Here is a 14675-nt window from a genome sequence, read left to right on the forward strand (position 1 = left end):
GATTTTCTCATTCAATATCTGATATGTGATTGATTGCAGCAATTAATTCAGGACGAGACATATTTGCTGTATCAAGTGCAAATAAAGCATCTAAACGACGGTTGATATGGTCTACTGTCACTTGGAAAGCTTTTAATTTTTCCTCTTTAGGCAAGTCTAAATGTGATGGATCAGCCAAGCCCCAATGTGCCTTGATCGCTCCCCCCAAATAAAGAGGACAAGCTTCTTGAGCTGCTGAATCACACACAGTAATCACTACATCAGGTTTATATTGCTCACAGTCATCAATGGTTTTACTCCATAAACCTTCTGTTGAAAGACCAAGGTTTTCCAAAGTTTCAATAGTCAATGGATGCACCTGTCCTGATGGCTTACTACCTGCACTGTATGCTTTCCAGTCATGAGGAGCACGACTGTTAAAAAGCACTTCAGACAAAATGCTACGACAACTATTTCCAGTACACAAAAAAAGGAATTTCATAATCTATTACTCACAATAACTATTTATAGAAAGCGTGTTGGTATTGCTTACAACTTGACTAGATGATGTTTTTTTTAAAGTATCTAGAATTTCAAAACACCATGCTGGAAGTTGTTGATTAATGCTGTAGTACACCCATTGGCTTTGTCGTCTGTCTTGTAAGAGACCAGAAGAGCGTAATAAAGCTAAATGCCTAGAAATCTTTGGTTGACTCAGTTGTAGCTTTTCTGTCAGATCACAAACACAGAGTTCTTTATTCTCAGCAATTAAAGTGACAATATTGAGACGGGTTTCATCTGATAAGCATTTAAAAAAATTAACTTGATCCATCTTTGCTACCTATAAATTTGGATATGCAGATAATCACATACAAGAACTAAATTTTTTAATTTACTCTCTGACCATTTTCGTCGATCACTTGTTCACCATCTTCTTTAGTGAAAGCACCTTTTTGTGGTAATGGCAGAATATCCAAGACAACTTCTGAAGGACGACTTAAGCGAGTACCTAATTCAGTAACAACAAATGGTCGATTAATCAAAATAGGATGTTCAAGCATAAAACTGAGTAGTTGTTCATCACTCAAATCACTACGATCAAGCTGTAAATCCCGATAAGGATCTACATTCTGACGAATAGCCTCTCTTACTGTTAAGTTTGCATCCTGAATCAATTTAACTAATTCGTCATGACTAGGTGGTGTAATGAGATATTCAATAACGGTTGGTTCAATTCCTGTATTGCGAATCAAAGCCAAAGTATTCCGAGAGGTGCCACAAGCAGGATTGTGATAAATCTTTACATCTAATGAAGTTGTCATGAAACTGGGACCTCTAATATATTAATATCTTTATATATGAATTAGCATATATATGCAACTTCATATATGATGGTCTGCAAAATACAATCCATTAAATAAGCTAGTTAAATTTGAAAAACTGCTGTAAACAATTCATTTTAGATTAAGAATTTAGCAATAATATTAAATAAGCCAATATACGTATCAGTAAGTTTGAGAAACAAATGTGATCACTAACTTTTTATTCAGGCTAACTTCTTCAGTACACCACATTTGTCCACTGTACATAACCCATCACAACTCTTTCTTATTTCTAATAGCTGCTGTATGAGTTTCTGCTGATTCCGAATATTTTCCTCTACATCGTTAATATGTGAATCGATAAGCTCATTCACATCAGAACAATTTAGATTAGGCAGATCCTTATAATTTAGTAATTTTTTGATTTCAATTAAGTTCATATTCAAAGAACGACAATTCACAATGAATTTCAACCGATCAATGTAATCTTCAGTATATAGTCTATAGTTACCTTGAGTTCGATCAGGTTGCGGGATTAAACCTTCTTTTTCATAAAACCGTATTGTCAGTACTGAGCACGACGTTTTCTCAGAGAGCTCTCCTATCTTCATAAACATTAGAAATACTCAAAATCCAACTTGACTCTATAGTAGCTATAGAGATTTTAATATGCAATAAGTAAAGATATGACTATGGGCACATCAATGAGTGGTTGCGGTTGTAATAAAGAAAGTTCTTGTGAAGACACTAAGCAAAATCAAAATGAATCAGAAACAAATTCTGGTAACAGTAAAGATTTAACTGCTGAAGAAAGTAAAAGCTCTTGTTGTGGTAATGAAGTACCACAACAATCTAAGCCAGATGAAAAAGATTCTTGTGCTAGTACTCAGCCATGTTCTACGCAGTCAAACTCATGTTGCACCCCAGATTCAATAAGTTCACCTGAGATAATCAGTGATAATGAGGGTGTAGCGACTTTCATCAGTGACTATAAAATCCCTAAAATGGATTGTTCCGCAGAGGAACAAATGGTTCGGATGACTTTATCTTCTTTGGTAAATGTTAAGAGGCTAGTTTTTGATTTGCCGAATCGAAACCTAAAAGTTATGCATAATGGTGAAAGTAATGAAATCACTGCAAAACTTGAAGCTCTTGGGTTTGGCGCTAAATTAAATAAAACTGAAGCCTATGTAAATAAAGAGCATGCAAAAGAAATCAGTACGTTTCTGATTCCGAAAATGGATTGCTCTGCTGAGGAGCAAATGGTTCGTATGGCATTGTCTCCAGTGAGTGAGGTCAAAGGACTAATATTTGATTTACCTAATCGGAAATTAAAAGTTTTTCATAATGATGGTCTTAATGAAATTACTAGCAAACTTGAAGCACTTGGTTTTGGAGCCAAACTTGAAAGTACCGCTGCCTCTGTGGGTGAAATGCCTGAAAAAGCAGATACGTCTGAACAAGCAAAAGTTTTAAAAATTCTTTTAGCGATTAATCTCCTATTATTCTTTATAGAGTTTATCAGTGGTTTGGTAGCTGCCTCTACAGGCTTGATTGCTGACTCATTGGATATGCTTGCTGATGCCACAGTGTTTGGTATAGCACTGTTTGTTGTTGGTAAAAGTGTAAAAAAACAATTAAAAGCAGCGCATCTTTCAGGCTGGTTACAGTTAATTCTCGCTACTTCTGTAATTGTAGATGTTGTGCGTCGGTTCATTTATGGTAGTGAGCCAGAGTCTTTCTTGATGATTGGAATTGCTGCTTTAGCGCTAATTGCCAATTTTTATTGTATATACCTAATGTCTCATCAAAAAAATGATGGTGCACACATGAAGGCTAGTTGGGTCTTTTTATCCAATGATATCATAGTCAATTTTGGTGTGATTTGTGCAGGGATACTAGTTGCTTTGACAGGTTCCGCATATCCAGATCTTGTTATAGGAATAATTGTTTCACTTTTCGTACTTAACGGTGCTCGAAAAATTTTGGCATTGAAATAAGAGTATTAAAAATGAATTTATTCCAAGTTAAACCAAACGAATTTGTCAAAATTGTTGACCTAAAAAAAGGTAACCAATATTTAGATAAAAATGATCCAGTTCTCGAACGACTTGAATTGTTAGGTTTCAGAATTGGTGAAACTTTACAAGTTCTAGCTAAGGGACTTTTCGGTGGTGATCCAGTATTGGTTCAAATTGAAACTTCTCGATTTGCGTTAAGAAAGAATGAAGCTGAACGAATTTTTGTAGAGATTGTTTCAAATGAACAGTAAAAATATTGCACTTATTGGTAACCCAAATTGTGGGAAAACATCTCTCTTTAATACTTTAACAGGTACTCGTCAAAAAGTAGCTAATTATGCTGGTGTTACTGTTGAGCGGAAAGAAGGTTTTTTTAAACTACCTTCTGGTGAATCAGTTCGAGTTTTAGATTTGCCCGGCACATACAGCTTAAAGCCTACGAGTCTAGATGAAGAGGTAACAAGGGCTGTATGCTTAGGTGAGCTTGAGGGTGAGGTTCTACCTGATATATATGTATGTGTGGTTGATGCCACTAATTTACATTTACATTTAAGTCTTGTGCTTGAAATAAGGGCATTGAATCGACCAATGCTTCTTGTTTTAAATATGATGGATGAGGTCAAAAAGCGTGGTATTTCGATAGATATTAATAAGCTATCAGAATTGTTGGGTATCCCTGTTATTGAGGCTGTTGCCGTTAAAACTAAAGGCGTGCAAGAACTACTAAATCAATTAGATCAAAAAAATCTATTTGTCACTCCTTATCATTCTGATCTGAATCATTTTGATCAGATTAAAAATATTACTAAACAGGTAATTTTAAAAAATGATAACGGTGATGCAAGAACAGCTTTCTTGGATAAAATTTTCTTACATCCTGTACTTGGTTTAGTCATCCTAACGCTTACCATGTTTGTCATGTTCCAAGCCGTTTTTATCTGGGCACAACCTTTTATCTCATTAATTGAAAATGCAATTGCTTGGTTAGGTAATACAATTGGCCCGCTTATTACTCATCCATTACTTAGAAGTCTTATTGTTGATGGGGTAATCGCTGGATCGGGTAGTGTTTTGGCTTATATGCCGCAGATCCTTATCTTATTCTTCTTTATTTTAATTTTAGAAGAATCAGGTTATTTGCCACGAGCAGCATTCCTTTTGGATAAATTAATGTCCAAAGCTGGTTTAAGTGGACGTTCCTTTATTCCACTATTGTCTAGTTTTGCCTGTGCTATTCCTGGTGTCATGGCAACACGAAGCATTAGTTCGGAAAGAGATCGTCTAGCAACCATTATGATTGCGCCATTAATGACTTGTTCTGCAAGATTACCTGTTTATGCTTTGCTAATTGCGGCATTCATTCCAAACAAATTAGTTTATGGTTGGTTGAGCCTACAAGGTTTAGTTCTTTTTGGACTATATATGGCTGGAATTGTTTCAGCATTATGTGTTTCTTTATTTTTGAAACTAGTTAGAAAAGATAAAACAGAAAGTATTTTTATCTTTGAGTTGCCTACTTATCGATTGCCAGATATTCGAAACGTTGCATTAGGACTTTATGATCGAGCTACGATCTTTCTAAAAAGAGTTGGTGGTATTATCGTAGCATTATCTATATTGCTTTGGGTATTGGTGACGTTCCCTCAACCACCTGAGCATGCCACGATGCCTGCTATCAACTATAGTTTAGCTGGACAACTTGGACACATTATTCAGCCTATATTTGCACCTATTGGCTTTACTTGGGAAATCTGTATCGCATTAATTCCTGCTATGGCTGCAAGGGAAGTTGTCATTGCTGCTTTAGGTGTAATTTATGCTATGTCTGGAGATGAAGATACTGTAACTCAAACATTGTTGAGTCAAATCTCTGGTCCTGATGGTTGGGGGCTAGCTACAGGGATGTCATTATTAGTTTGGTACATTTTCGCACCACATTGTCTTGCAACATTAGCGACCATTCGTCGTGAAACTGGTAGCTGGAAACAGCCTGTTATTATGGCGACTTACTTATTTGGGCTTGCGTATTTCTTTGCCTTCATTACATATCAGCTTATTAGTAGACTTTAATCAAAATAAGAATATTTCATAAAGAAAAATGGATGCCTTCGCATCCATTTTTCTTTTAAGTATCAAACTGATTATGAGCTTTTTTTCACAGCAACAATAATCTGACTCTCACCCTCTATTTTTAATTCGAAGTCCAATCTGGTTTCTGTAAAGCCTGAGCTTGCTTCAGTTTTGCTTCAGCAGTTTGCTTTTCTGCCTGAAATGCTTTTAATTCAGGATGTTGATGCAAATGATGATATAGCTTTGATGTATCAAGGTAGATAGATGGTGCTTGGTCAGGTAAGGTTTCAATTTGAGAGAGATTTTCAGTAGGTTCTGCACTGACTAACCGATGCAACTCTAACTTGGCTTTATTTAAATCACGAAGTAAATCATCCTTCTGGTCAAGCAATACCGTGGCTTCTTGTCTTGGATCAAGTGCATCGGCAATGATTGTACGACCAGAGATGACCTGTGTTTGAGTAATTTGAGAAAGTAATCGATTCTCTGAAAACAGTTCATCATATAGTGCTAATTTACGTTCAAGATAAAAGCGCTTAAGCCAAGCAGATGCGACTTTCTGACGTAACTCAATACGCAGAATCTCAGTTTGAGCATTGGCCGAACCTAGTTCAGCTTTTGCTAAATCGACCTCAGCTTGTCTTTTGGCACGATTTGGAAAATCTTGCATCACGCCAATTTTTTGCATAGTCATACCTTCGCGTGTGACTGACCATGCGGCATCGCCGGATACAGGGTAATTATCTAAACCTACAAATAATTTAGGGTTGGGTAAAATACCTGAAGCTGAAACTACATTCTCGGCCCCTTCAATCTGGGCGCTATTTGCTCTTAGGGTAGGTGAATATTGCTCAGCGAGATTCAAAGCTGTATCCAAGGTCAGTGGCTGGGCATAAGCATGACCATAGGTCAAAGAGAAGCAGACCACAGCTATTGACCATCCCCCCCATTTTCGAGACAGTTTTTCTTTATAAAAGTCCATATTTCTAGCTCTAAAAAGATGTACACGCGCGCGTGCAGAACATCCATAGAAAAATCTATGAATGATAAAAAATCATCAGATTAGTTAGAGCGTGGGGGTTTCCATAAACCAGAAGGGTATGGAGAAGGAAGGTTTTGATCTGGAGAATAAAAAATAGAGCGTTCTATTGGAGAGAACACAATTGAGTGCGAAATATCTTGAGCAGTGTTGGCATAAGCAATCTTGGCAAAAGACATAATACAATCTTGCTCAGACATACATGATGGATCATGTACATCTTTTTTTACCTTCACCTCGGTTTTCATACAGTCAGTATGCATCATACCCCGAACTTCGGACAGCTCCATTTGCATGGTTTGTATCTGTTCAGATGGCATTAAACAACGCTTATGTACAGATGAAGCAGCAGCAGCCGATCCTACTAACAGGATAGCAAACGATAAAAACAGCGATAGGCATGTCTTTAACCACTGCATAATGATAAGACCAAAATTTAAGCTTTTTTAGTTTTACAGAATTGAAAGGCAATAGCAACAATTTCATGAATAGTAGCTAAAACTACCATTCATGATTCCAAGTTATAGTACATTAAAAGCCCAATTCGATGCCTGCACCATATCTCCATCCTTTTTCGGACTCAGTTGCTTCTTGCATATTAGTCGCTTTTTTTCCTTTTTCATATTGATAAGCAATATCTACAAAAGGTCGGATTCTCTTAGTAACTTCATATCTGGTTTTAATACCTGTCTTTAATTCAGATAAACCTGATTTTGCAGCATAGTTAGAATTATCGCTAAACACAGCATCTACTTCGAGATAAGGTTGTGTGATCAATTTCTGGGTTAACAAGAAATCACGCTCGACTTCTAAGCTTGCCCCCCAGAAATTATTCTCACCACCGTACAAATAAGCTTGGGTTTCAAAGAAATAGGGAGCTAATCCCAATACGCCAATAACACCATCAACCCGATCACTATTGCTGTTATTTTTATCTTCACTATATCTCACCCCCGCCTGCACATCCCAGAAGGGTGCTACATTACGGCTATAAAGTGCAGACACATCATATTTTGGATCATGACTTTCTACTTTATCCAAATTTGCTTCAATAAATAGGCGATTTTCATCTGTGCCTATCAATGTTTCAATTTTCGATCCTAAAGTACCTTTGCCATCTTCATCCACAGTCCACTCATTCTCAAATTTAGTCGTTTGAAAAACTTGTCCACCATGTTCTTTCAGATGCTTATCATGATTTCGGCTATTAGATGTTTCAACTTCAAGACCTGCATTGTTATCTCCATCATTACCAGAAGTTGAATTTTGATAAGTATTACGGTCAACATAACCTAGCCCACCAGGCTCTTTTAACAGCATTTTCATACTCTCGGACTGACAGAATTTAGTACTATTATCCGTGCGTTGAACATCAGTATTATTTGCAAAAGCTAGACCTGATAATCCAATTAAAGCTATAGATAAAAGTGTCTTAGAATATATTTTTTTAGTGGTGCGCATGTTGATTTACCCCCTTATCATTAGTATTAGGTTGAGTAACAACATCTTTCGAAGATGTACTATTACTATCGACATTTGCCACAATAAGTTTATTCATCATTCCAGCAGACATGTGATAGAGCAAATGACAATGGATGGCCCATTCACCTAACTCATCAGCAGTTAATAAAGTTGTAACTGTTTTACCTGGTGGAACAATTACTGTATGTTTATTCGGCATATTACTTGGATCTTGGCCATTTTCCAGTTGCATAAACATGCCGTGTAAATGCATTGGATGAGCCATCATACTGTCGTTAACAAATTTCAAGCGTATACGCTCACCATATTTCACTTTAAATGGTTCAGTTTCATTAAACTTCTTACCATTAATTGTCCAAATATAGCGCTCCATATTTCCCCCTAAGCGGATTTCAATTTCACGTTCTGGAGCACGAGTATCTTTTTGAGGGGTTAAAGATTGTAGATCACTATATTGAAGTGCTTTTAGTCCAGCTGGGGTTGAGGCATTCGCCCATCCGTAAACCACCTCATCTGATCCAGAAGAGCCCATTGTTTTTGAAGACATGTCGTGACCCATACCTTTCATTGAAGACATGTCGTGACCCATACCTTTCATTGAAGACATGTCATGACCCATACCTTCCATCGAAGACATGTCATGGTTCATTCCCATATCTTCCATCGTCAGTAAAGCACGGGGACGAGGTGTCGGCATCATTATATTTTTTACAGGTGAAGTATTTTCATCATGTAATGTACCGATAGAAAAACCACTTCGATCAATAGATTCAGCTTCAATCTGATAACTTGCTTGTTTCGGTTCTACAATAACATCATAAGTCTCAGCGGTTCCTATCCGGAACTCATCCACTGGCACGGGTTTTACTGGTTGTCCATCCGCGCTGACTACTGTCATTTTCAGATTAGGAATTCTTACATCGAACAAAGACATTGCAGAAGCATTGATAAAACGAAGACGTACTTTTTCTCCAGCTTTAAAATTTCCAGTCCAATTTTGTTCTGGAGTCTTACCATTCATTAAAAACGTATAGTTTGTTACATCAGACATATCTGTCTTAAGCATTCGCATCTGATTCCACATGGAACGATCTTTCCATGTTGCTTTTAAACCATCTCTTTTAATCTGCCTGAAAACATCAAAAACCGTTTCTCTTCGATTCTGGTAATAATCAGCTTCTTTCTTGAGATTACTCATAATCTGACCACTAGTAGAATTGTGAAAATCAGAGAGTAAGACTACGTAATCTCTATCAGCTTTTTCTCCAGCCGTTAAAGGAACTTTATTTTTGGGATAAATAACTAGAGGACCATACAAGCCATCTTGCTCTTGGCCTTTACTATGCGAGTGATACCAATAGGTTCCATTCTGACGAACCTTGAATTTATATTCATAGGTTTTATTTGGTGCAATACCATCAAACTTGTTGAACCCAGGTACTCCATCCATAATGCCAGGTAAAATTAAACCATGCCAATGAATAGATGAATCTTGGTTTTTCAACTTGTTGTGTACGCGAATAACGGCATCATCACCTTCCTCAAACTCAAGAAGAGGTGCAACAAACTTACCATTTACAGTAATTCGTTTTAGAGGCTTTCCTGTAATATTCACCGTCTGTTCAGCAATTGTTAAATCATATTCTTTAACCGCTGCCATAACCCAAGTCGACGAAAACAATCCGACTCCTATTAAAAGGACATGACTTAATTTTCTAGACATTTATTTTCACCTATCTATAGTTAATTGAGGGCTAAGCAGGTGGATAAAATACTTTCCCTCAATATCTTATTTCGCGTATTAATTATTTATTTGGCATATTCATTTTAGAATGGTCCATCTCACCCATTTGAGAATGATCCATGTTCATCATTTTAGAATGATCCATTTGGGACATATCAGACATTTGGCTGTGATCATGCTGACTATGGTTTTGTTGATTTTCCTTGCCATCTTTCATATCACAAGGCTTTTTGCATTTCTCTTGTGCTTTTGAATTTACTTTAACTTCTGTACTTACAATATTTTTCTGTTGAGCATCCGCAGCCCAAGATTGGCTTCCAGCAATTAAAGTCCCAACACACATAAAAGCAGTAAAGCTACGACGGAATAGAGTTTTCATTGATTGCTCCAAAAATAAATTTTATATAACTAACTTATAGGTTGGAACCGGACATCTATGTGACTTGAAAATGACATTTTTGTAATCTACATCGCATCCTGTATTTATAACGTTATTATGGTCTTAATATGCGATACGGGGCTTAATAAATGAGAATCTTACTAGTTGAAGATGAACAAAAAACTGGTGATTATCTAAAGCAAGGTCTTTCTGAGGCAGGATATATTACAGACTGGGTTACAGATGGCTTATCAGGTAAACATCAAGCTCTTTCTGAAGAATATGATCTAATTATACTAGATGTAATGTTACCGAAGTTAGATGGTTGGAATATCATTAATGATATTCGCAAAAGTGGCAAAACTATGCCTATCCTTTTTCTCTCAGCACGTGATCAAATTGAAGATAGAGTTAAAGGCCTGGAACTAGGAGCTGATGATTATCTCGTTAAGCCTTTTGCTTTTGCAGAACTTCTTGCCCGAATTAAAACTTTACTTCGTCGCGGTCAACAAAAGGAAGATAGCAATATTATTACTATTGCTGATCTTGAACTTGATCTTCGTAAACGCCGTGTCACACGTGCTGGACAAAGAATTGACCTTACAGCTAAAGAGTTCGCATTGATGGAATTATTCATGCGTAGACGTGGAGAGATTCTGCCTCGTGCTCTCATTGCTTCTCAAATATGGGATATGAATTTTGATAGTGATACAAACGTTGTAGAAGTCGCTATTAAACGTCTAAGAAATAAAATAGATAGTAATTTTAGTCCTAAGTTGATTCAAAACATCCGCGGAATGGGGTATGTCTTAGAGGTAGAAGATGACTCATAAACTGTTTAATGCGATCAGTTTCCGTATTGCTCTCATCTTCTCATTATCTACCATTATTATCTTAATGATTATGGGGCTGGTCATTCATCAGCTTGTTATGCATCATTTTGAAACTCAGGACCGCACTCAGCTAGAAGGGAAAATTCAGCTTTTAGAAAATTTACTGGAACAGAATCCGAAAAATACCGATGAACTAAAGATATATTTAAAAGATGCTTTAGTTGGCCATCATGACCTAATTGTCCAGATTGAACGCCCAACTGGCCAAATCATTTTTAGTTCAGCACCTGCCGTTATAAAGGCTAAAACATTAGTAAAGTCCAAACATATCCCTTGGATAGAGTGGGAAATTCAAAATAAAACATACCGCGGTTTAGTTTATAAGAAGTCGTTTGATAAAAATATGAGTGTTCCAACTGCTCAAATTATTGTTGGAATCGATACCTCCGAACATCAACATTTTTTAAACGACTTTAGACGACAATTGTTATATATCGGAGTGGTGGGCACAATTTGTTTAATGTTTTTAGGTTGGTTTGCCGCATGGAGGGGCTTACGTCCAGTTCAGAAAATGGCAAAAGTTGCAGAAGGTATTTCAGCTCAGCATCTATCTGAACGTTTAGCAGTCGATAACACTCCTACTGAACTAAAATCATTAGCCATAGCCTTTAACGATATGCTAGATCGATTAGAAACTGCTGTAGAAAAACTCTCAGATTTTTCATCTGATCTTGCCCATGAAATTAGAACGCCAATTAATAATTTAATGACTCAAACTCAAGTATGTTTATCTCGTAGTCGGGATATTAATACTTATCAGGAAGTCCTCTTTTCTAATCTGGAAGAGTTTGAACGTTTGGCTCGAATGGTTTCAGATATGTTATTTCTTGCAAAGGCAGAGCATGGCCTACACTTACCAAACCTGCAGCAGATCAACCTGGTACAAGAAATTTCTGCTTTATTTGACTTCTATGATGCTATCGCTGCTGAAAAGGGAATGTCCCTAGAACAAAGTGGACAAGGATATGTAAAAGGCGATCCTTCAATGTTACGTCGTGCACTGAGTAATTTACTATCAAATGCGATCAAATATGGCAAACCTGATACAGTAATTAAGATTAACTGCCGACAAAATATTGATACCACTATATTTACAATCGAAAATGAAAGCTCACCAATAACATCTGAGCAGCTGAATCGGTTATTTGACCGTTTTTACCGTACGGATGCGTCCAGACAAAGAGTTGAGGAAGGCACAGGTTTAGGTCTAGCAATTACCAAGTCAATTCTTGATGTACATGGTGCAACGATTCTAGCGGACTATAACAACGGTCGGATAGCTTTTCAAATAATTTTTAAAAGATAAATATTTGTGAATAAAAAATAACTGACTACTCATTTCTATATCTAAAAAGTTATGAGTAGTCAGACAATGATTCTTTCTTAACTACGTAACCTTAAAGCATTACCAATAACCGATGCTGAACTTAGGCTCATTGCTAAAGCTGCGATCATAGGAGAAAGTAGCCAACCGGTAAATGGATATAAAATACCCGCAGCTAAAGGGATGCCTAAAGCATTATAAAGAAATGCAAACATCAGGTTTTGCCTCATATTTTTAATAGTGGCCTCTGACAGGGAACGAGCGATCTCTATACCCCGTAAATCACCTTTGACTAAAGTGACTTGAGCACTATTCATGGCCACATCTGTTCCTGTTCCCATTGCAATACCAATATCCGCTTGAGCTAAAGCTGGGGCATCATTGATGCCATCACCTGCCATTGCAACCATTCTTCCTTCTTTTTGTAATTTATTAACCAGTTCCAGTTTATCTGCCGGTTTAACTTCTCCATAAACTTCATCAATGCCTAATCTAGCTCCAACTGATTTTGCAGTAGTTAAACCATCTCCTGTGGCCATTATAATTCTTAAACCAGAATTCTTCAGAGCATGCACAGCCTCAGGTGTACTGGCTTTGATTGGATCAGAAACAGCCAATAATCCTACGAGCTTCCCATCAACAGCCAAATGCATAACACTCGCACCTTCTGCTCTTAATTGCTCAGCTTGAGGGATATATGTATCAACTGATATGCCGAGTTGTTCCATTAGAGCGGTATTGCCTAATGCTAATTGTTGCCCCTCTAACTCGCCCTTCACACCAATTCCGGAACCTGACTCGAAAGATGTTGGTGTGGTTAGTACAAGGTTTCTTTCACGGGCAGCCCGTACAATTGCATCCGCCAAGGGATGTTCACTACCTTGATCCAAGCTCGCAGCTAGTCTGAGAACTTCATTCCCTTCATATCCGGATAAAGCAATGACCTTATCAAACGAGGGGTGACCTTCTGTTAAGGTGCCTGTTTTATCAATAATTAATGTATCTATCTTACGTAAATTTTCTATTGCTGCGGCATCACGGAAGAGTACGCCATTGGATGCACCACAACCTGTTGCGACCATGATTGACATGGGTGTAGCCAATCCTAAAGCACACGGGCAAGCAATAATTAAAACTGCGACAGCATTGATTAGTCCATATACCCAACTTGGTTCTGGTCCAAATATTCCCCAACCAAAAAAAGTAAGGATAGATATACCGATCACCACCAGCACAAACCAACCGGCTACCTGATCTGCCATTCTTTGCATAGGGGCTTTAGAACGCTGAGCCTGTGCCACCATTTGAACTATCTGTGAAAGTACTGTTGAAGAGCCGACCTTTTCCGAGCGCATCACTAATGAACCGTTCATATTCATTGTCGCACCAATGACTTGGTCACCTATACGTTTTGTTACCGGAACTGGCTCCCCCGTTAACATCGACTCATCAATAGAACTTGAACCTTCTGTAATTACTCCATCAACAGGTACTTTTTCACCTGGCCGCACTCTCAGTAAATCTCCAACATGTACATGGGAAAGTGGGATATCTTCCTCTCGGCCATCTTCGTTAATTTTTCTTGCAGTCTTTGGAGCCAGCCCAAGTAAAGACTTAATTGCTTCCGAAGTCTGTGACCGAGCTTTTAATTCAAGTACTTGACCTAATAAGGTCAATGAAATAATGGCGGCTGTAGCTTCAAAATACACAGCGACACGCCCCATAGAAACAAAAGAATCTGGAAATACTTGTGGGGCCAAAGTCCCAACGAGACTATATATAAATGCAGCCCCAGTCCCAATTCCGATTAAAGTCCACATATTCGGACTACGATTTAAAATTGATTGCCAACATCTTACAAAAAATGGCCAACCTGCCCAAAAAACGATTGGTAAAGTAAGGACAAGTTCAATCCAGCTTTGCACCTTCATTTCAAACCAATTCAGTTGATGACCAAACATCGCCAAAAATACTACAATTAGGGTCAACGGTAAGGTGTACCAAAATCTTCTTTTAAAATCTTTAAGTTCAGGATTATCATCAGCTTCATCTAGATTGGGTAGTAATGGTTCTAGTGACATACCGCATATGGGGCAGTTACCGGGATGATTTTGCCGGATCTCTGGATGCATTGGGCAAGTATAAATTGATAAGGTATTTACACTATCTGAGTGTGTATCCATCTTATTTAGAGAGGCATTTGCGGAAGCAGATTCATTTTCTTTAGCAATATACAAAGCAGGATCATGCTTAAATTTTATCTGACATTTTTCACTACAAAAGTAAAAAGTCTTAATACCAACTTGTTCATGAAATTTAGATTCTTCTGTTACAGCCATGCCACAGACAGGATCCTTAAGTGCTTCATTTATACTTTTCTTTTCATGATGATGGTTCATATATAAACCTCCTTCATATTTAA

At 37.5% G+C, this 14675-nt stretch carries 14 protein-coding genes and 1 pseudogene; 5 read left to right on the forward strand and 10 right to left on the reverse strand.

The annotated features are described in order from the left end of the window. Positions 1 to 7 precede the first annotated feature (7 nt). From G9371_RS05030 to cadR, 4 genes are all read right to left on the reverse strand, one after another. Positions 8 to 481: an arsenate reductase ArsC gene (locus G9371_RS05030; RefSeq protein ID WP_000670223.1), complete on the reverse strand. Its 474-nt coding sequence runs from the start codon at positions 479 to 481 to the stop codon at positions 8 to 10. Between the two features lie 6 nt (positions 482 to 487). Beyond that, positions 488 to 811: a metalloregulator ArsR/SmtB family transcription factor gene (locus G9371_RS05035; protein WP_000373080.1), complete on the reverse strand. Its 324-nt coding sequence runs from the start codon at positions 809 to 811 to the stop codon at positions 488 to 490. Between the two features lie 55 nt (positions 812 to 866). Continuing rightward, positions 867 to 1301 carry an arsenate reductase (glutaredoxin) gene (gene arsC, locus G9371_RS05040; protein WP_000213577.1) on the reverse strand — a complete coding sequence of 145 codons (435 nt, stop codon included), beginning with the start codon at positions 1299 to 1301 and terminating at the stop codon, positions 867 to 869. Between the two features lie 224 nt (positions 1302 to 1525). Next, positions 1526 to 1918, reverse strand: coding sequence for a Cd(II)/Pb(II)-responsive transcriptional regulator (cadR, locus tag G9371_RS05045; RefSeq protein WP_165471259.1), 393 nt, complete (start codon positions 1916 to 1918; stop codon positions 1526 to 1528). Between the two features lie 75 nt (positions 1919 to 1993). Between cadR and G9371_RS05050 the strand changes: the two genes are divergently transcribed. From G9371_RS05050 to feoB, 3 genes are read left to right on the forward strand one after another with little or no spacing between them, the layout of a single operon-like run. Continuing rightward, positions 1994 to 3301, forward strand: a complete 1308-nt coding sequence (locus tag G9371_RS05050; RefSeq protein WP_000537300.1) for a cation transporter — start codon at positions 1994 to 1996, stop codon at positions 3299 to 3301. 11 nt (positions 3302 to 3312) lie between these two features. Next, positions 3313 to 3573, forward strand: a complete 261-nt coding sequence (locus G9371_RS05055) for a FeoA family protein (RefSeq protein WP_001048218.1) — start codon at positions 3313 to 3315, stop codon at positions 3571 to 3573. Next, the gene (gene feoB / locus G9371_RS05060; protein ID WP_001086233.1) at positions 3563 to 5392 is read left to right on the forward strand and encodes a ferrous iron transporter B; all 1830 of its coding nucleotides are present in this window, start codon (positions 3563 to 3565) and stop codon (positions 5390 to 5392) included. Before G9371_RS05055 ends, feoB begins: the two co-directional genes overlap by 11 nt. A gap of 133 nt (positions 5393 to 5525) precedes the next feature. Here the strand turns inward: feoB and G9371_RS05065 are convergent. The 5 genes and pseudogenes from G9371_RS05065 to G9371_RS05085 all read right to left on the reverse strand — a co-directional run. Continuing rightward, positions 5526 to 6374, reverse strand: a pseudogene (locus G9371_RS05065) (TolC family protein); the annotation flags it as partial. 80 nt (positions 6375 to 6454) lie between these two features. Continuing rightward, positions 6455 to 6850 carry a hypothetical protein gene (locus G9371_RS05070; protein WP_002055110.1) on the reverse strand — a complete coding sequence of 132 codons (396 nt, stop codon included), beginning with the start codon at positions 6848 to 6850 and terminating at the stop codon, positions 6455 to 6457. Positions 6851 to 6962: 112 nt separating this feature from the next. Beyond that, positions 6963 to 7892 (reverse strand): copper resistance protein B, encoded by a 930-nt coding sequence (locus G9371_RS05075; protein WP_001260879.1) that lies wholly within the window; start codon positions 7890 to 7892, stop codon positions 6963 to 6965. After that, positions 7879 to 9636, reverse strand: a complete 1758-nt coding sequence (locus G9371_RS05080; protein ID WP_077932446.1) for a multicopper oxidase domain-containing protein — start codon at positions 9634 to 9636, stop codon at positions 7879 to 7881. Before G9371_RS05080 ends, G9371_RS05075 begins: the two co-directional genes overlap by 14 nt. Positions 9637 to 9718: 82 nt before the next feature. After that, on the reverse strand, positions 9719 to 10036 hold the full coding sequence (locus G9371_RS05085; RefSeq protein WP_000853609.1) for a hypothetical protein: 318 nt from the start codon (positions 10034 to 10036) through the stop codon (positions 9719 to 9721). A 149-nt stretch (positions 10037 to 10185) separates the two neighbouring features. On the opposite strand from G9371_RS05085, the gene G9371_RS05090 reads away from it, so the two are divergent. Beyond that, positions 10186 to 10869, forward strand: coding sequence for a heavy metal response regulator transcription factor (locus G9371_RS05090; protein ID WP_001221580.1), 684 nt, complete (start codon positions 10186 to 10188; stop codon positions 10867 to 10869). After that, complete coding sequence (locus tag G9371_RS05095) at positions 10859 to 12235, forward strand: heavy metal sensor histidine kinase (RefSeq protein WP_029423868.1); 1377 nt, start codon at positions 10859 to 10861, stop codon at positions 12233 to 12235. The genes G9371_RS05090 and G9371_RS05095 overlap by 11 nt, the downstream gene beginning before the upstream one ends. Before the next feature lie 77 nt (positions 12236 to 12312). Here G9371_RS05095 and G9371_RS05100 read toward each other — a convergent pair whose 3' ends face one another. Continuing rightward, positions 12313 to 14652, reverse strand: coding sequence for a heavy metal translocating P-type ATPase (locus G9371_RS05100; RefSeq protein ID WP_002055133.1), 2340 nt, complete (start codon positions 14650 to 14652; stop codon positions 12313 to 12315). Between the last annotated feature and the right edge of the window lie 23 nt (positions 14653 to 14675).

Source organism: Acinetobacter sp. EKM10A (assembly GCF_011075215.1).
GTDB classification, from domain to species: Bacteria; Pseudomonadota; Gammaproteobacteria; order Pseudomonadales; family Moraxellaceae; genus Acinetobacter; species Acinetobacter baumannii.